Annotated in this window: 14 protein-coding genes; 5 read left to right on the top strand and 9 right to left on the bottom strand. The window is 66.5% G+C overall.

The window, feature by feature from the left end:
* Positions 1-43: 43 nt before the first annotated feature.
* From H9X80_RS03310 to H9X80_RS03300, 3 genes are all read right to left on the bottom strand, one after another.
* Positions 44-634, bottom strand: a complete 591-nt coding sequence (locus tag H9X80_RS03310) for a TetR/AcrR family transcriptional regulator (protein WP_204792934.1) — start codon at positions 632-634, stop codon at positions 44-46.
* Between the two features lie 135 nt (positions 635-769).
* Positions 770-1,114: a HigA family addiction module antitoxin gene (locus tag H9X80_RS03305; RefSeq protein ID WP_204792933.1), complete on the bottom strand. Its 345-nt coding sequence runs from the start codon at positions 1,112-1,114 to the stop codon at positions 770-772.
* Positions 1,089-1,367 carry a type II toxin-antitoxin system RelE/ParE family toxin gene (locus H9X80_RS03300; protein ID WP_204792932.1) on the bottom strand — a complete coding sequence of 93 codons (279 nt, stop codon included), beginning with the start codon at positions 1,365-1,367 and terminating at the stop codon, positions 1,089-1,091. The genes H9X80_RS03305 and H9X80_RS03300 overlap by 26 nt, the downstream gene beginning before the upstream one ends.
* A gap of 198 nt (positions 1,368-1,565) precedes the next feature.
* Between H9X80_RS03300 and H9X80_RS03295 the strand changes: the two genes are divergently transcribed.
* Entirely contained in the window at positions 1,566-2,069 is a 504-nt protein-coding gene (locus tag H9X80_RS03295) for a hypothetical protein (RefSeq protein WP_204792931.1), read from the top strand.
* Positions 2,070-2,082: 13 nt separating this feature from the next.
* Here the strand turns inward: H9X80_RS03295 and H9X80_RS03290 are convergent, their stop codons facing one another.
* From H9X80_RS03290 to H9X80_RS03275, 4 genes are all read right to left on the bottom strand, one after another.
* A complete protein-coding gene (locus H9X80_RS03290) occupies positions 2,083-2,337 on the bottom strand; it encodes a hypothetical protein (RefSeq protein WP_204792930.1) in 255 nt (84 codons plus the stop codon).
* 117 nt (positions 2,338-2,454) lie between these two features.
* Positions 2,455-3,819, bottom strand: coding sequence for a PFL family protein (locus H9X80_RS03285; RefSeq protein WP_204792929.1), 1,365 nt, complete (start codon positions 3,817-3,819; stop codon positions 2,455-2,457).
* A 157-nt stretch (positions 3,820-3,976) separates the two neighbouring features.
* Positions 3,977-5,296: a GHKL domain-containing protein gene (locus H9X80_RS09355; protein ID WP_204792928.1), complete on the bottom strand. Its 1,320-nt coding sequence runs from the start codon at positions 5,294-5,296 to the stop codon at positions 3,977-3,979.
* Positions 5,293-6,003 (bottom strand): LytR/AlgR family response regulator transcription factor, encoded by a 711-nt coding sequence (locus H9X80_RS03275; protein WP_204792927.1) that lies wholly within the window; start codon positions 6,001-6,003, stop codon positions 5,293-5,295. Before H9X80_RS03275 ends, H9X80_RS09355 begins: the two co-directional genes overlap by 4 nt.
* Positions 6,004-6,272: 269 nt before the next feature.
* Between H9X80_RS03275 and H9X80_RS03270 the strand changes: the two genes are divergently transcribed.
* Entirely contained in the window at positions 6,273-8,687 is a 2,415-nt protein-coding gene (locus H9X80_RS03270) for a glycoside hydrolase family 3 N-terminal domain-containing protein (protein ID WP_204792926.1), read from the top strand.
* A gap of 142 nt (positions 8,688-8,829) precedes the next feature.
* Here the strand turns inward: H9X80_RS03270 and H9X80_RS09350 are convergent, their stop codons facing one another.
* Together H9X80_RS09350 and H9X80_RS03260 are read right to left on the bottom strand one after the other, a co-directional pair.
* Positions 8,830-10,029, bottom strand: coding sequence for an ATP-binding protein (locus H9X80_RS09350; RefSeq protein ID WP_204792925.1), 1,200 nt, complete (start codon positions 10,027-10,029; stop codon positions 8,830-8,832).
* 116 nt (positions 10,030-10,145) lie between these two features.
* A complete protein-coding gene (locus tag H9X80_RS03260; protein WP_204792924.1) occupies positions 10,146-10,856 on the bottom strand; it encodes a LytR/AlgR family response regulator transcription factor in 711 nt (236 codons plus the stop codon).
* Between the two features lie 285 nt (positions 10,857-11,141).
* Here H9X80_RS03260 and H9X80_RS03255 point away from each other — a divergent pair, with 285 nt between their 5' ends.
* The 3 genes from H9X80_RS03255 (at position 11,142) to H9X80_RS03245 (ending at position 17,285) form a co-directional block, all read left to right on the top strand.
* Positions 11,142-11,609, top strand: coding sequence for a hypothetical protein (locus tag H9X80_RS03255; RefSeq protein ID WP_204792923.1), 468 nt, complete (start codon positions 11,142-11,144; stop codon positions 11,607-11,609).
* Between the two features lie 63 nt (positions 11,610-11,672).
* On the top strand, positions 11,673-14,123 hold the full coding sequence (locus H9X80_RS03250) for a glycoside hydrolase family 3 N-terminal domain-containing protein (protein WP_204792922.1): 2,451 nt from the start codon (positions 11,673-11,675) through the stop codon (positions 14,121-14,123).
* 201 nt (positions 14,124-14,324) lie between these two features.
* A complete protein-coding gene (locus H9X80_RS03245) occupies positions 14,325-17,285 on the top strand; it encodes a glycoside hydrolase family 3 protein (RefSeq protein ID WP_204792921.1) in 2,961 nt (986 codons plus the stop codon).
* The last annotated feature ends 217 nt before the right edge of the window (positions 17,286-17,502 follow it).

Genomic DNA, 17,502 nt, shown 5'->3' with positions numbered 1-17,502 from the left:
CAAGGCGTCGAGAAAAGCCCCGGCCACGGCCGGGGCGAGTCTCCTATCTGGGGGATCCTCCCGCGCGGAACTCGGCGAGAAGAACGCGGAGGTAGCGGCGGGCTGCGGAGACCGCCGCCTCGTCCGGCATGCCCGGGCCGGAGGCGAGGCCCGCGCAGCCGTAGGTCATGATCGCGGCGAGCTCGTCGGCGTCTGACGCGGATTCCCCTCGCTCGGCGGCATCCTGCTCGAGCGCCGTGCGGAGGTGGGGGCGCACGGCCTCGCACAGGGCGAGGGAGAGCCGGTCGTGCAGGGCGCCCGTCTCCTCGGCGTGAAAGTAGGCGGCGTACGGGAAGGAGTCGTGGTCGGTCGCCACGGCCACGGCACGCTCGAGCTTCTGGTCAAGCGGCACGCCCCTCTCGTCGAGCGCGGCGTTGATGCCCTCGGCGCAGCGACGGGCGTAGTCCGAGATGGCCTCGGAGAACATGCGCTCCTTGGAGTCGAAGTAGTGATAGGCCAGGCCCGGCGCCACGCCCGCCGCGCGCGCGACGGCGCGCACGGAAACGTTGTCGTAGCCCTCCTCGGCAAAGAGCCGCATGGCGCAGGCCAGGAGCTCGCGGCGGCGCTCCTCGGGGTCCTTCACGGTTCTGGGCATGGGTACCACCTCCTCGTGATGAGGGTATCGCAGTATTGAACATTGGTCAATAGTTAGGCGAAACCATATGGTCCGACCCCAACGAGCAGGCATGTCGCACGTGCGAGCGCGGGGACAGTCACCTACGGAACAGCGTTACAGCGCCGCGGCAATCCTGGCAAGCGGCGTAATCTTCTTGAGCTCTGGCTCCAGCTTGCGGCGGGCCACCTCAATGTCATAGGCCGCCTGAGTACGCAGCCAGTAGCCATCGGAAAGGCCGAAGAACCGACAGAGCCTCAGATCGGTATCCGCCGTGACCGAACGACGACCCAGCACAATCTGTCCGATGCGCTGAGCGGGAATGCCCGTCTCCTTGGCCAAGCGGTACTGAGAGATTCCCAGCGGCTCAAGAAACTCCTCCTTGAGCAACTCCCCTGGCGTTACAGGGTCAACCAGGTTTGTACGGTCGGCCGTCTCAGTGATAGTCGACGATTTCGACATCCTCGGCACCTTCCTCAACCCAGCGAAAACAGAGACGGAACTGGTCATTGATGCGGATGCTATACGTTCCGACCCGATCCCCTTTAAGCGCCTCAAGCCGGTTTCCCGGCGGAACGCGTAGGTCATCCAGCGTCGCAGCCACCTGCAGCTGCCGCAGCTTGCGCAGGGCAACACGCTCGAAGGACACAAAACGAGCAACGCGAAACCCTGTGGCCAACCGCTCCGTATCCTCGTCTCTAAATGACCGTATCATAGTAACGCCTTACGTTATTACTGTCAATGTATGTCAAAGTATAGAACATATGTTCTGATTTGACAAGAGGCGTTTCTCGGTCCGTTCTCTCAGACGCCGCTCCCCGGCCTTACCGAAGCGCTCGCGCCCCCGCCCAAGCCCCGCAACCCGCTCTGGTAGTATCCCAAGCAGCAGACTGCCGAGCCAAAGGAGCCCCGCATGAGGAACCTGAAAGCAGCCGCCCTTCTCGCCGCCCTCGCGGCCTCGCTCACGCTGCCGGGATGCTTCGGTCTGCCCGTCGTAAGCGACGTGGTCGACCAGGCGGAGAGCCTCGCAAGCAGCGCGCAGGACGCAGCCGACGCGCTCTCAAGCATTGACTTCACCAAGGAGAGCCGTCTCATCGTGAAGGACGCCGCAACAGGAGAGGCGCTGCGGGAGCTGACCGACCAGGCGGAGATCGAGCAAGCCATCTCCACGCTCTCAGGGGCCAACGGGCTCGCCGGGGCGCCGGACGCCCCAGCCGAGTATGCCTTCGAAGTATGGCAGCCGGAGACGGTGAAGCTCGGGCAGGGCGAGGGCAGCACCGACGAGGTCAAGGTGCTCGAGCTCACCACCTACCGGGGCTCTTCCGTCGTGACGCTCGAGGTGAGCCCCATCGGCCTCAGCCTCAACCTTGATGCCGCCGAGGGTGCCGCCGACAGTCTGCGCGCACTGGCGGGATAGCCGTCCTCTTGCCTTACGTCATGAAGAACAGCGCGATGTTGCTGAGCAGGGACAGCACCGGCGCCACGAAGCACAGAAGCGTCCCCGTGACCGAGCAGAGCATCCCGATGGCGGTGGTGAGGCTCTTGCGGTAGTCGGCCCTCTTGGCCCGCCGCGCCAGCACGATGCCCGCGATGCCCACGAAGCCGCCCACGACCTGCAGCCAGATGAACGGCGTGAACGCCGTGGCAAGCGAGAGGACTCCGAGCACGATAGACAGGATGTCCATGGGACCTCCAACAGAAACGCGGTGACGCTGACGTAGCGTCAATCATACGGCAACGCGCAGCCAGCGCGCAGAAGCCGCCCCGGCGAGAAGAACCTCGCGAGCGAGAATCCCCCGCCCCTAGTTCTTCAGCGAGTTGAGCGGCGCCGGGAAGCGCCCGCCGCGGTGTGCGAGCACGCTGCCGGCAAACCGGTTGACCGGCATGACCGGCGCGGAGCCGAAGAGCCCGCCAAACTCGAGCATGTCGCCCTCGGACTTGCCGATCGCCGGGATCAGCCTCACCGCCGTGGTCTTGGTGTTGATCACGCCGATGGCCATCTCGTCCGCGATGATGCCCGCGATGGCCTCCACCGAGGTGTCCCCGGGCACGGCGATCATGTCCAGCCCTACCGAGCACACGCAGGTCATGGCCTCGAGCTTCTCGATCGTGAGCGCGCCGTCCATGGCGGCGCGGATCATGCCGGCGTCCTCTGAGACGGGGATGAACGCGCCGGAGAGCCCGCCCACCGAGCTCGACGCCATCACGCCGCCCTTCTTGACGGCGTCGTTCAGCAGCGCCAGGGCGCACGTGGTGCCCGGGCCGCCGCACTCGCCCACGCCGATGATCTCCAGGATGCGCGCCACGGAGTCGCCCGCGGCCGGCGTCGGCGCCAGCGACAGGTCCACGATGCCCTTCTCGACGCCCAGACGCCGCGACGCCTCGCGGCTCATGAGCTCGCCCGCGCGCGTGATCTTGAAGGCGGTCTGCTTGATCTTCTCGGCCACCTCCATGAGGCTCGCGGAGTCCGGCAGCTCCTCAAGCGCCGCCGCCATGACGCCGGGGCCGGAGACGCCCACGTTGATGACCGCGTCGGCCTCGCCGGAGCCGTGCACCGCGCCCGCCATGAACGGCGAGTCCTCCACCATGTTGGCAAACACCACGAACTTAGCGGCGCCGTAGCAGTCGATGTCTACCGTGCGGCGCGCGCACTCCAGGATGGTCTGGGCGGAGAGCAGCACGGCGTCCATGTTGATGCCCGCGCGCGTGGACGCGATGTTGAGCGAGGAGCACACACGCTCGGTGGTGGCCAGCGCCTCGGGGATGCTCGCGATGAGGCGGCGGTCGGTGGCGCCCATGCCCTTCTGCACCAGCGCCGAGAAGCCGCCCATGAAGTCGATGCCCAGGGTCTCCGCCGCGCGGTTCATGGCGTGGGCGATGGGGGAGAGGTCCTCGTCGGGGCAGCCGGCTGCGATCTGGGCCACCGGCGTCACCGAGACGCGCTTGTTGGCGATGGGGATGCCGTACTCGCTCTGGAGGTCGTCGGCGGTCTCCACCAGGTGCTCGGCCGTGCGCGTGATGCGGTCGTAGACCTTGTCGCACAGGCGGCCCATGTCCTCGTCGGCGCAGCCCGCCAGTGAGATGCCCATCGTGATGGTGCGGAGGTCGAGGTTCTGCTCGGAGACCATCGAGAGGGTCTCGGCAACTTCCTGCGGGGTGATGTCCAAGGCGGGGCCTTTCTCGCGCGTGCGTCCGGGGCCACCCATTATAGACGTGGCCGCATGCCAGGCGCAGCCCACGCCCCGGCGAGAAGAACCGTCGCCTGGTTCCTACGCCCGGCGAGAAGAACCCGCGGCCGCGCCTCGCAGCCGGCCGCTCGCCGCCCTACGCCGGCAGCGGGATCACGGCGTCGAGACGGAAGATGTGACGCTGCGCCCCGATGACGAGCGAGCCCTCGTACTTCTCGGCGATGAGGCGCATCGAGCGGGTGCCGAAGCCGTGGTTGAGCTCGTCGCCCTTGGTGGTGCGGGGCAGGCCGTCCAGGAAGGAGAGCTCTCCCTCGTAGTAGTTCTCCTCGTGGATCGTCACCATGGTGCCGTGGCGCTTCACGACGAGGGAGATGCTGCGGCGGTCGAGGTCGTCGAGGCTCGAGACCGCCTCGATCGCGTTGTCGAGCAGGTTGCCGAAGAACGCGTAGAGGTCGCTTGGCGCCACGAAGTCGAGCGACGCCCCGTCCACGATGCGGGAGAGCGTGATCCCGCGCCGCTCGCACACGAGGCTCTTCTCGGTGAGGATCGTGTCGAGGGCGTCGTTTCCCGTCTTGACCGCCGAGTCGTAGATGGAGACCTCGCGCGCCAGGTCGTCGAGGGCGCCCCGGTCCACGGCCGCCCCGCCCCCGGCGAGCGCGCGGATCTGGTGGCGCAGGTCGTGGCACTTGACGTTGATGGCCTCGATGTTGCCGCGAGCGAGCTCGTACTGGCGCTCGCGCGCGGCGAGGAGCTGGTCGGCGGTGGCCTTCTCCACGCGCAGCTGCTGGACGTAGAGGATTTCGTACTCGGAGAGCAGCACGAAGACGCATACGAGGATGTGGGTCACGCGGAGCAGCAGCGCGTTGCCGAGCGAGAGGCCGTCGTTGCACGCGCTCTTGACCACCAGGTCAAAGCCGATGACCGCAAAGGCCACGATCACAAAGACGGCGATCATGGCACGGCTGCGCATGCGCTCGAGGGAGGAGCGCTCGATCCTCCTGACAAGGACGACGTAGCAGAGCACGTAGGCGACAACGACGGCAAGCAGCCCTGCCGCGTTGGCCTCGGGCGCGCCAAGCTCCGCGGGCCGCCCCAGGAAGAGCATGCGCGCGAGCTGCTCGGCGCTGCTCCCGAGGTTCTGCGTGGCGTAGGCGGCCGTCGCGCAGAACAGCGAGGCCCACGGGTTCGCCTCGAAGAGGTAGCGCACGGCCATGACCAGCACTGCGAGTATGCAGCTGAACATGAGGAACTGGTTGAGGTAGTCCTCCGTGTCGCTCAGCTGCGCAAGGAGCCCGGTGACGCTGGGGAGGAGCGCCACAGCGGCGACGAGCACCAGGACGAGCGCGAGCCGCCGGGCAAAGTGCTCGCGCGCCTCCAGGCGCGAGCCCCACATGAGCGTCGCTACCACGAGCTGGATTGCCAGCAGGACGGGCCAGCTGCCCCAGGCCCCGCTCACCGGCTGCCCCCGAGGTAGGTGGTGATTTGGTCGGTGGCGCTGCGCTTGAGCGACCGGCTGATGCGCAGCATGTCCCCGGAGAGGGTGCGCAGGTCATAGCCGCGGACCCAGTCGATGCGCTCCATGTTGACGAGCACGCTCTTGGAGATGCGCAGCAGCGGCCCGCCGGCGTTCTCGCGCTCGAAGGCGCTCAGGTTGCCGCGGACGCGCAGCGGCTCCTCGTCGGCTATGTGGAAGATGAGCTCGTGGTTGCGTACCTCGACGTAGTCGAGCCGGGCAAGCGGCACCACGCGCACGCCGTCGGCCGTGGAGACGGGGATGGTCCTGCCCACGTTTGCCCTGAGCTTGCGCAGGGCCTTCTCCATGCGCAGGGAGAAGTCGTAGTAGCCGACCGGCTTGACCATGAAGTCAAGGGCGTCTACCTCGTAGCCGCGCACCGCGTACTGTGCCAGGTTGGTGACAAAGATGATCGGCGTCACCTCGTCGTAGGTGCGCATGAGCTGGGCGGCTTCCATCCCGTTGATGCCGGGCAGGTCAATGTCGAGAAACACCAGGTCAAACTTGCCGCCCTCCGAGATGAAGTCAAAGGCGGTCTTGAGCCAGCGCACGGAGAACTCGACGCCGTGCGCCGCGCCAAAGCGCTCGAGGTGACCGCGCAGCGTCTCGGCGGCGTCAGCCTCGTCCTCAACGATAAGAACCCGGTACATTGCCCTCCTTCGCCGTGGCCCCAGCGCTCCAGAACCACGCCCCGTTTTCAGGATAGTAGTGCCGCACCTGCGGACGGGCCGGGCATCGACCGGCGTGCCGTTCGTGCGTGCGAGCGTGCATTACGCGACGCGAGAGGTACCGTTCTCGACCTCACCGTGGGGCCGAGGACCCGCGCACGGATAGTGAGCCATGCATACAAAGGGGGCCGGGCCCAGGGGGCCGGGCAGCCGCGGGCGGGGTGCCGCCCGCACGAACGAAGGAGGAGACTGTGAAAGACAACCTGACTCGTCGCAACTTCCTGCGCGCCGCGGCGGTCGCGGGCGCTGCCGTGACGCTCGCCGGCTGCGACAACGCTACCGAAGGTGCCGGGCAGACCTCTGAGGTCCCGGCCGCCGACGCCTATCCCATCGACGCCGAGGAGTGGGGCTCCGGCACGCCCAAGCACAGCGAGGAAGAGACCCGCGACGGCTGGACGCGCGTCACCAACGAGGGCGGCGTCACGCTGGGCGTGGCCGACACTGGCAAGCTCATCCAGGTGGGCGGCTTCGCCTTCAAGGACCTCAACGGCAACGGCAAGCTCGACCTCTGGGAGGACTGGCGCCAGAGCGCCGAGGACCGCGCCGCCGCCCTTGCCGAGCAGCTCACGGCCGACGAGGCGCTCGCGCTGATGCTGCACGGCTCGGTCTTCAACGCCGGCGAGATCACCGACGTGCTCCCCGGCGTCGGCCCCGTCGAGGGCGACAACACCGACCCCACGATGCAGGAGGTCCTCGACCACGGCATCCGTACGATGCTCAACTTCGGCAACGCCAACGGCGCGCCCGTCCTCGCCCGCTGGACCAACGCCCTCCAGGAGTACGCCGAGGGCCAGACCTACGGCATCCCGGTGAACATCTCCAACAACCCCAAGGACTACGGCTTCCCGAGCACGCTCGGCCTCGCCGCGAGCTTCGACCCCGCCTTCGTGCAGCGCGTCGCCAACGAGGAGGCGCGCGCCTACCGCGCCGAGGGCGTCTCCACCCTGCTCGGCGTCCAGATGGACGTCACGAGCGAGCCGCGCTGGAGCCGCATCCCCGACACCTTCGGCGAGGACCCCGCCCTCACGCGCGACATGTCCCGTGCCTTTGCCGGCGGCCTGCAGTCGACCTTCGCCGACGGCGAGGACCAGGGCTGGGGCAGCGAGTCGGTCATCAACATGCTCAAGCACTTCCCCGGAGACGGCTGCGGCGAGCAGGGTCGCGAGGCGCACAACAACTACGGCAAGTTCTGCGTCTACCCGGGCAGCAACTTTGCCGCCCACCTCATCCCGTTTGTCGACGGCGGCCTGCACCTCGACACCAAGACCGAGCAGACGGCCGCCTACATGGACTCCTACTCCATCGCCTACTCGGACGACGAGGAGTACGGCGAGCTCGTGGGCTCCGCGTTCTCAAAGTGGAAGAACGACCTGCTGCGCGAGAAGTGCGGCTATGACGGGCTCATCTGCTCCGACTGGGGCGTCACCGACGACCCCGGCGCCATGGTCTCCACGCCGTGGGGCATGGAGGACGCGCCGAAGGTCGACCGCTTCAAGAAGATCGTCGAGGCGGGCGTCGACCAGATCGGCGGCGGCTTCGACCTTGTGACCCTCAAGGCTGCCTACGACAAGATTGCCTCCGAGACGAGCGAGGACGAGGCCCTTGCGCGTGCCCGCACCTCCGCCCGCCGCGCGCTGCGCACCTTCTACGTCATCGGCCTCGCCGACTGCCCCTACGTCGACTCCTCTCAGGCGGACAAGATCGTCGAGAGCGACGAGCTCACCTCCCTTGCCACCGAGGCCGTCGACAAGTCCATCGTCATGCTCAAGAACGCGGGCGGCGCGATCAAGGACCGCTCCGGCTCCAAGCCCAAGGTCTACGTCCCGATGAAGTTCGAGGCGAGCGCCTGGACGCTGCCCGTAACCGAGGAGACGGCCTCCGAGGTCATCGACATCGTGACCGACACCCTGGGCGAACCCACCGGCCCTGCGGACGAGGACGGCAACCCCACCTACCTCGAGAGCGACCTCACCCGCGCCACGGCCGACGAGGTCGCCGGCTGCGACCTGGTCGCCGCTTTCATCAAGAACCCGACCGCCGGCATGGGCTTTGACGACGAGGCGCAGACCTACGTGCCCATCACGCTGCAGTACGGCGAGTACGTGGCCGACGGCCCCAACGTCCGCGAGACCTCCATCGCCGGCGACGTGGTTGACGGCGTCAAGGAGAACCGCAGCTACGTGGGCAAGTCTACGACGGCCGCCAACGCCTCCGAGGCCACCTTCGTCCAGGAGATGGCCGACCTCTCCGGCGACGTGCCGCTGGTCCTGTGCGTCAACGCCGACCGTCCGATGGTCTTCTCCGAGGTCGAGCCGCTTGCCGACGCCATCCTGATGGGCTTCAACGCCCCCGGCGACGACTACCTCAACGTCCTAGCGGGCGCCGTCGAGCCGACCGCCCTGCTGCCGCTCCAGATGCCGGCCAACATGGACACCGTCGAGGCCAACCAGGAGGACGTCCCGCGCGACCTGGAGTGCTACGTCGACTCCGAGGGCAACGAGTACGACTTCGCCTACGGTCTCAACTGGTCCGGTGTCATCGACGACGAGCGCGTGCAGACCTACTCCGCCGAGCCGCTCACGACTCCGGAGAACATCGAGCTCTAGCTCAGCCCTCTCAGAGCTCCCCTCAGGTTATAAGAACGCGGGGCGTCGGGTGGTCACCTCACCCGGCGCCCCGCCGCTTTTTGTGTCGTGCCAGCCTCGTGGTTCTTCTCGCCAGGGCGTTGCCCCGTCCTGCCAGCCCCGCCTATGCCTCCGGCATGGCGAGAAGGACGTTGAGGTAGAAGACCCCGCCCTCGAAGCCGGCGTGGAGCGAGCCGCCGTAGCGCTCTGCGATCGCGCGCATGGAGCGCATGCCGAAGCCGTGGTTGGTGCTGTCGTGCTTGGTGGTGAGGGGGAGGCCGTCTGTGGCGAAGCGCGGCGTGGAGGCACAGCAGTTCTCGACGCTCACCGCGACCATGCGCCGTCTGCGCTGGACGGAGACGGTGATCGCGCGGCGCTCGGCGCCCTCCACGGCGCGCACCGCCTCGATGGCGTTGTCGAGCGCGTTGCCGAAGAGGGAGTAGATGTCCGCGGGCGCCATGAAGTCGAGCGCCGAGCCCTCGGCCATGACCGTGAGCACGATGCCCTCGCCGGAGCAGGTGAGGCTCTTCTCGGTGAGGATGGTGTCCAGGGCCTCGTTGCCGGTCTCCACCACGGAGTCGTAGACGTTGACCTCGCGCGCGATGTCCGCGAGGGCGGAGCCGTCCACCACGACGCCGCTGTCGGCGAGGTGGCGGATCTGGTGGCGGATGTCGTGGCACTTGATGTTGATGGCCTCGATGTTCTCCCTGCTGAGGCGGTACTGGCGCTCGCGCTCGGCAAGCAGGCGCTCGGTCTCGGCGCGCTCCTCGTCGGCGCGCTTGGCGTAGAGCAGCTCGTACTCGGCAAAGAGCACGAACACGCAGACCAGCGGGTGGATGAGCCTCAGCAGCACGAGGTAGCGGAAGGGTGCGCCGACGATGCTCAGCCCCTTGATGATGAGGTCAAGTCCGATGACGGTGATCACCACGATGGCAAACATCAGCAGCATGAGGCTGTTCTGGACCTCCATGAGGCCCTTCATGTTGACGCGCCGGATGAACAGTAGGTAGCCGACCACGTACACGGCTATAGGGACGCCCAGGGAGACCAGGGCGTCGGGGACGTCGGGCAGCTGGGCGCTCGTGCGCCCCGTGACGAGCATCTGGACCAGCAGCGAGAGGCCGCTCGAGATGTTCTGCAGCGTGTAGCCGGCCGTCGCGCAGAAGAGGGCCGTCCACGGGCTCACGTCATAGACCGCGAGGACCGCCACCACAAACACGGCGAGAAGCGCGCTGAACACCACGAACGACTGCGTGACGTCGAGCCCTCGGACGGTCCCCGTGGCCAAGGGGACGATGGCCAGGCACAGGAGCGCTGCGACCACAGCTGCCCCTCGCAGCACGCCATGCGACCGTCTTGGCAGATGAAACGCCATCAGGAACACGGGCACGAAGAGCTGCGCGAGCGGCTCAAGGGACCACCAGGTGTCAAGGAACTCCCTCATCGACGCCCGCCGAGGTAGTCGGTCACCGCGTCGGTCACCTCGCACTTGCGGGTGCGCGAGATGCTCAGCTGCTCGCCGGTCACCATCTGGAGCGACTGCGGGCGCAGGATCTGGATCTTGTCCATGTTCGCCAGGCAGCTCTTTGCGATGCGGATGACGGGCGCGCCGGCGAGCTCCTCCTCCACCTGCGAAAGCGAGCCGCGCGTCTCGATGACCTCCCCGCTCTCCAGGTGGTAGGAGAGTCGGTGCCCCGTGACCTCCACGTAGACGATGGCGCTCAGCGGCACCACGCGCATTCCCTCCTCGGTGGGCACGATTACGGAGCGACCGGAGCTCTTCTTGATGGCGCGAAGGGCACGGTCCAGGTTCATGGAGAGGTTGCCCCAGTTGACGGGCTTGATGATGAAGCCCGTGGCGCCCACCTCGTAGCCCTTGACGGCGTACTTGGCGAGGTTGGTCACAAAGATGATAGGTGTCTCCTCGTCGTAGACGCGCATGAGCTGCGCCGCCTCCATGCCGTTGATCCCCGGCAGGTCAATGTCGAGAAGAACGAGGTCGTAGTGGCTCTTGTCGGAGAGCATGTCCATGGCCGACTTGAGCCAGGTAATCTGGAACTGCTCGCCATGGGCCTTGCCGTAGCGATGCACGTATTCGGTGAGCCGGCTCGCCTCGTCCGGCTCATCCTCGACGATGAGCGTTCTATACATGTGCTCCCTTTCCCCGGATATGAACGATGTCATATCCGTCCCTGTTAAAGCATACCGTTTTACGTTCATCGACAAAATGGTACCGCTTGCCTGGCGTGAACGGCGAATTACGTTGCCGTTTGACGGGTCTGCGCGACCGACACGCCAGAAAACGCGCGGTTCATGCCAGAAGCACTTTTTGTGAGCTGGCTCGGATTTGAATGGGACTGAAACGTTAAGGAAACGTCAGGCGCGTCTGACAAAGGGAAGGGAAGGCGCCTGACGGCAAACAAGGGAGGAGAACCCATGAAGAAGAACGTGCTTCTGGCAGGCGCCCTCGCGGCCACGCTCGCGCTGCCGCTGGCGGCCTGCGGCAGCCAGCCCGCCGCCACCACGGGCGACGGCGGCTCCGGCGACGCCCCGGCCGCCGAGCAGGGCGGCGACTTCGACGCCCACGCCACCTACTGGGGCCAGTGGAGGGGCTCGGTGGAGATCACCGGCACCACCGTCTACGGCACCGCGGGCGGCTCCGAGCAGATGCTCGACCTCCAGCTCAACGAGGACGGCACCTGCGAGGTGACGCCGCTCGAGGCCCACGCCGACCTGCCGACCGACTCCGGCACCTGGGACGGCACCGAGAGCGAGATCACGCTGCACCTGGATACCGCCGGCGACGTGACGCTCACCGTCGTCGACGACGTCACCTGCGAGGGCGACGCCCACGCCTTCGGCATCGCCGACTTCGACACCATCAACTTCGACTTCTACGGCTAAACCATCAGGAAGCAACCCAGCTGAGCTGGGACGTATTGGTAGAAAACGCACAGAGGAGACAAGATGAGCAACATCTCGCGCAGGAACTTCCTCGCGGCTTCTGCGGTGACGGCTGGCTTGGTGGGCCTTGCCGGCTGCGATAACAGCGCTACCACCACGCCCTCCGGTGGCGACGACGCCCTCGCCGCTCCCGCGGCCGATGCCTATCCCATCGACCCTGACGGTGACGACGTCGAGGCCAAGTGGACCTCTGAGGAGGTGCGTGACGGTTGGACCAAGGTCACCCAGGAGGGTGGTGCCGAGATTGGTACCATGAACCCTGACAAGATCATTCAGGTCAACGGCTACGCCTTCCGTGACATGAACGGTAACGGCAAGCTCGATATGTGGGAGGACTGGCGTCAGACTGCTGACGATCGCGCCAAGGCCCTTGCCGACTCCCTGAGCGCTGAGGACATCTTCCCGCTGCTGTGGGCGGGCGGAAACACCTCCGGATCCGCCGTGCCGGGCGGCGACTCCGAGTCTAACGACTGGATCGAGGCCGGTTCGCGTGCGGGCGTCTCCCGTCTCTCCGCAAACGAGGAGTCCTACGCCTCCGCCGTCAGCTGGATCAACACGATTCAGCAGATCTGCGAGGAGGGTGCCAACGGCATCCCGTACCTGAACTACTCCGATCCCTACGTTCTCTTCAACGTTCCGTCGAGCAACGGCCTTGCCGCGGCTATGGACAAGGACCTCTGGCGTAAGGCCGGCATGTGGCAGGCTCGTGCCTGGCGCGCCACGGGTGTGCGTTGCGAGCTTGGTCCTCAGATCGACGTCTACTCTCAGCCGCGCGGCACGCGTCTGTCCGGTTCCGTGTCCGAGGACCCCGCTCTGAACCGTGACTTTGCCAGGGCATTTGGCGGCGGCATGCAGTCCACGTGGGGCGACGACGAGGCCACTGACGACCAGGGCTGGGGCTCCGAGTCCTGCGGCGTCATGCTCAAGCACTTCGTGGGCGAGGGTTCCAACGAGGGCGGCCGTGACGACCACTCCGACTCCGGCAAGTGGAACGTCTTCCCGGGCTCCAACTTCAACGCCCACCTCGTTCCGTTCCTCGACGGCGGCATGCACCTCGACTCCTCGACCGAGCAGGTGGCGGCCATGATGCCGTGCTATGGCATCGCCTACGACCCCAACGACCCCGAGGGCCTCGGCGAGCACGTTGGCAGCGCCTATTCCAAGCACAACATCTCGATTCTGCGCAACGCCGGCTGGGACGGCATGCTCTGCACCGACTGGATGATTCTCGACGCCATCGCCCACGGCTGCACCGACCTCACCACCGAGGAGCGCTACGCGAAGCTCATGGAGAACACGATCTCCCAGCACGGTGGCACCTTCGAGCCTGACGTTGCCAAGTCTGCCTACGACCTCATGGTCGAGCAGCTCGGAGAGGATGAGGCCCTCTCCACGCTCCGCGAGAACGCCCGCCGCATCTTTAAGCTCATGGTCGACGTCGAGCTCTTCGACCAGCCCTACTCGGACCGCACCGTGGCCAAGGCCGTCTTTGACAACGAGGCTCCCGCCCAGTTCGGCATGGAGGCTTCCGAGAAGTGCGTCATCATGCTCAAGAACGCCGGCAACGTCATCTCCGAGTCTGGCCTGAGCGGAAAGGTGTACATCCCCCAGAAGTTCACAGCTGGTTCCGCGAGCGCCTTCGGGACCTCTCCGGCCACGATCGCCCCGGTCATCGACCCCGCCATCTTCGAGGGTCTCGACGTCGTGACTGATGCGGTCAACTCTGCCGATTCCGAGAACCCGGCCGAGGGCGATATCACGCGCCTCACCGCGGAGGAGCTCGCCGACGTCCAGTACGCCATCGTGAAGGTGAACAACCCGCAGGATGCCTACCAGGGCGTTCAGGGTGGCCCGAGCTTCGCCTCCATCATCATGGGCACCGAGCCCGAGCCCGGCCCCTACTGGAAGCCCATCTCGCTCCAGTATCGTCCGTACACTGCGGACGGCCCCAACGTCCGCAAGGAGTCTCTGAACCCCGAGGACGAGTACGGCGAGTACATCAACCGTGCCTACTACGGCGAGTCCACCTACGCCACCAACGAGAGCGACCTTGACCTGGTCCTCGACGTCAAGTCCAGGCTCCCGGAGGGTGCCAAGCTCATCCTCATCGTCGACGCTGACCGCCCGATGGTCTTCTCCGAGATCGAGCCCTCTGCCGACGCGATTCTTATGGGCTTCAACGGCATCATCGACGAGGCGTTCGCCCACATCATCACCGGTTCGGTTGAGCCCTCCGGCCTTCTTCCGTTCCAGATGCCCAAGGACATGGACACCGTCGAGGCCAACGAGGAGGACGTCCCGCGCGACATGGAGTGCTACACCGACTCCGAGGGCAACACCTACGACTTCGCCTACGGCCTCAACTGGTCCGGCGTCATCGACGACGAGCGCACCCAGACCTACAAGGCCAACCCGCTCACCGAGCCGGAGACCGAGGTAACTGTAAGCGAGTAGCATTCGCCTCCCAGCGGGCGCGCCGTCCCACCCCGAGGGCGGCGCGCCCTTCTTGCTAGAGGGGCACTTTTGTCCGTGGCCGCCCGCATGCCTCGCATGCGCTTCGCGTCGCCAAACCGACAGGTTGCGAGAAAAGCGCTCCTCACACACGGTCCTTCTCGTTAGATGAGAGGGTCGAAGCACCAACCAGAAGGAGTCAGTATGGCTGATAAGAAGCCAAAGAAGCAGCCCAAGAAGATGTCGCGGCGCGCCTTCGTGGCAAGCGGCGTGGGGGCCGGCGCGCTCGTGGGCGTGACCGTTGCCGCCAACGTGGGCACCAACATGTTCAAGTCCGCCCTGGACCACTACGTCGGTGCCGGCACGACCACCATCACCAACGCGCCTGGTTCCGAGAACTGGGACACGGCCTACTATGACCGGCAGTATCGAGGCAAGGGAGCCGCGGCCGAGGACGCCAAGAACATCGTCATCGAGATCGAGGGCGAGGGCATCGTCCTGCTCAAGAACGACAACAACGCCCTGCCGCTGGCCTCGGGCACCGAGGTCTCGCTAATCGGCCGCTATGCCGCAGACCCCGTCTACGGCGGCGCGGGCTCCGGCACCGTCGACCCCAACGACTGCACCACGCTCTATGACGGCGTCGCGGGAGCCGGCCTTGTGGTCAACGACACGGCCTACAACTGGATCGCGGAGAACTACTCCAACTACCCCAAGGCCAACATCACGATGGACAGCCCCTCCACGGCAAGCTACTACATCGGCGAGATTCCCTGGGACGCCTACAGCGACGAGGCCAAGAACTCGATCTCGGGCACCACGGCCCTCGTGGTCATCGGGCGTGGCGGCGGCGAGGGCGGCGACCTCAGCCGTGACCTCATCGGCGACGTGAACTCGGGCGTGTCTGAGAACTTCACGGCCAACGACGAGACCGCCAACTACGTCGAGGGCCAGCACGAGCTCGAGCTCTCCAAGGAGGAGCGCGACCTCATCTCAGCTGCCAAGGCGGCCTGCGACAAGGTCATCGTGCTCTACAACGGCTCCACGCCGATGGAGATGGGCCCGCTCATGTCCGGTGACCTCGCGGTCGACGCCATCCTGAGCATCGGCTCGCTCGGCGCCTCCGGTGCGGCCGCCGTGGGCCAGGTCCTCACCGGTGCCGTCAACCCGTCCGGCAAGACCACCGACATCTGGGCCGCAGACTTCACGGCCGACCCCACGTTCGGCAACTTTGGCGGCAAGCAGTACACCGACGTCTCCGACTACTATCCCACCAACTACACCAGCACCCCCTCCAACGGTACGGCGTACTTCGTGGAGTACAAGGAGGGCATCTACTACGGCTACCGCTTCTACGAGACGGCGGCGGCCGAGGCCGAGGCGGGCAACTACTCCGGCTTCAACTACGACGAGGCGGTCGTCTACCCGTTTGGCTACGGCCTCAGCTATACCACCTTCGACCAGACGCTTGACTCCTGCGAGGTCGTGGACGACTCCGTGAATGCCTCGGTCACCGTGACCAACACCGGCTCCGTGGCCGGCAAGTGCGTCGTGGAGCTCTACTACTCCGCGCCCTACACCCCGGGCGGCATCGAGAAGAGCGCCGTGGTCCTGGGCGCCTTCGGCAAGACGCAGCTGCTTGAGCCGGGTGCCTCCGAGACCGTCGAGCTCTCCTTCCCCGTGCGCGAGATGGCGTCCTGGAGCTCCGAGCAGGGCGGCTACGTCCTCGACGCGGGCGACTACGTGATCTCCCTGCGCTCCGACTCCCACAACGTCATTGCCGAGCAGGCCGTGACCCTGGAGGAGCAGGTCTACACCACCGACTCCGCCACCGGCAACGAGCTTGCCGCGCGCTTCGCGGACATGGACGAGTACATGGAGGCCAACTGCGGGCACTTCACGCGCGAGAACTTCGCGGGCAGCTGGCCCGAGCCGGCCGAGGACAAGACCACGGCCGACTGCGGCATCACGCTCGCAGAGTACAACTACGCCGACCACCTTGGCGACGAGCCCATGCCCACCACCGGCGCCGATAACGGGATCTCCCTCATCGACCTGCGCGGCAAGGCCTTTGACGACGAGATGTGGGATCAGCTGCTCGACGAGCTGACCGTGGACGACATGACCACGATGCTTAACGACTGCGCCTACAACACGCCCGCCATCGCGCACATCGGCAAGCCCGCCACCTCCGAGCCTGACGGCCCGGCCGGCTTCACCTCGCTCACCGGCGCCACCGGCAACTGCGCGTACTGCTCCGAGTTCATCATGGCCCAGACCTGGAACACCGAGCTCATGTACCGCACCGGCCAGATGGTTGGTCAGGAGGCGCTCGCGTCCGGCTACAACGGCTGGTACGCGCCTGCCATGAACACGCACCGCAGCCCGTTTGCCGGCCGCAACTTCGAGTACTACTCCGAGGACCCGCTGCTCGCCGGTAAGATCGGCGCCGCGGTGGTCTCCGGCGCGGCGAGCAACGGCGTCTACGCGATGGTCAAGCACTACGCGCTCAACGACCAGGAGTCCTACCGCGTCCAGCACCTCTGCACCTGGGCGACCGAGCAGACCGCGCGCGAGATCTACCTGCGCCCGTTCGAGATCACCATCAAGGAGTCCTCGAACGAGATGAAGTACATCGCCGACGACCAGGGCACCGTCGAGACGGTCACCATGCCGGGCTGCACCGCGCTCATGAGCTCCTTCAACTACGTGGGCTCCCAGTGGTCCGGCGGCAACCACGCCCTCTGCACGGAGATCCCGCGCGGCGAGTGGGGCTTCACGGGCTGCATCATCACGGACTTCAACCTCTACGGCTACATGGACAAGAACTGGGGCCTCGACGGCGGCACGGACATGCACCTCACCTACGCTGCCATGACGCCCGCGTTCCAGGGCACCAACGAGGCGAGCGTCGTCGCGCGCCTGCGCGAGGCGTCCCACCGCGTGCTCTACACCGTGGTGAACTCCAACGCGATGCAGGGCATGGCCCCCGGCTCCACCATCAGCACCTCGCCGTCGCCGTGGCAGTACGGTGTCTGGGGCGCGAGCGCCGTCATGCTCGTGGGCGCCGCCGCGCTCGGCGCGCGCTGCTACCTCGGGTCGCGTCGCAACAAGGAGATCGATGCCGCCGAGGCCAAGAAGGGCCAGGCCGCTGACAAGAAGTAACGCGCCGGAAGCTGCGCGCTACGACGCTGACCTTCCTCCCGGGACCGGCCCGCCGCGCGCGGGCCGGTTTCTTTGTGCGCGGGGTGGCGGGCCGCAGGTTCTTCTCGCCAGGTCTTTTGCGGCGTGCGTTCGGCTGCCGTGACGTCCCATCAAGTGCTCCCGGGCCGAGGTGCCTCCGTCAAGTGCACCCGCTCGCCGTGCGCCTCTATCAAGTGCA

Origin of the sequence: Olsenella profusa, assembly GCF_016900315.1 — a bacterium.
In the GTDB taxonomy this organism is placed as follows: domain Bacteria; phylum Actinomycetota; class Coriobacteriia; order Coriobacteriales; family Atopobiaceae; genus Thermophilibacter; species Thermophilibacter profusus_A.
Note: the sequence above shows the minus strand (reverse complement) of the source record. Positions and strands in the feature narration are given on the sequence as shown.

Excerpts from the sequence above, each read along its gene's own strand:
- H9X80_RS03245 (WP_204792921.1), top strand. The coding sequence starts at position 14,325 with ATGGCTGATAAGAAGCCAAAGAAGCAGCCCAAGAAGATGTCGCGGCGC.
- H9X80_RS03300 (WP_204792932.1), bottom strand. The coding sequence starts at position 1,367 with ATGATACGGTCATTTAGAGACGAGGATACGGAGCGGTTGGCCACAGGG.
- H9X80_RS03260 (WP_204792924.1), bottom strand. The coding sequence starts at position 10,856 with ATGTATAGAACGCTCATCGTCGAGGATGAGCCGGACGAGGCGAGCCGG.
- H9X80_RS03295 (WP_204792931.1), top strand. The coding sequence starts at position 1,566 with ATGAGGAACCTGAAAGCAGCCGCCCTTCTCGCCGCCCTCGCGGCCTCG.
- H9X80_RS03305 (WP_204792933.1), bottom strand. The coding sequence starts at position 1,114 with ATGTCGAAATCGTCGACTATCACTGAGACGGCCGACCGTACAAACCTG.
- H9X80_RS03250 (WP_204792922.1), top strand. The coding sequence starts at position 11,673 with ATGAGCAACATCTCGCGCAGGAACTTCCTCGCGGCTTCTGCGGTGACG.
- H9X80_RS03255 (WP_204792923.1), top strand. The coding sequence starts at position 11,142 with ATGAAGAAGAACGTGCTTCTGGCAGGCGCCCTCGCGGCCACGCTCGCG.
- H9X80_RS03310 (WP_204792934.1), bottom strand. The coding sequence starts at position 634 with ATGCCCAGAACCGTGAAGGACCCCGAGGAGCGCCGCCGCGAGCTCCTG.
- H9X80_RS03275 (WP_204792927.1), bottom strand. The coding sequence starts at position 6,003 with ATGTACCGGGTTCTTATCGTTGAGGACGAGGCTGACGCCGCCGAGACG.
- H9X80_RS03290 (WP_204792930.1), bottom strand. The coding sequence starts at position 2,337 with ATGGACATCCTGTCTATCGTGCTCGGAGTCCTCTCGCTTGCCACGGCG.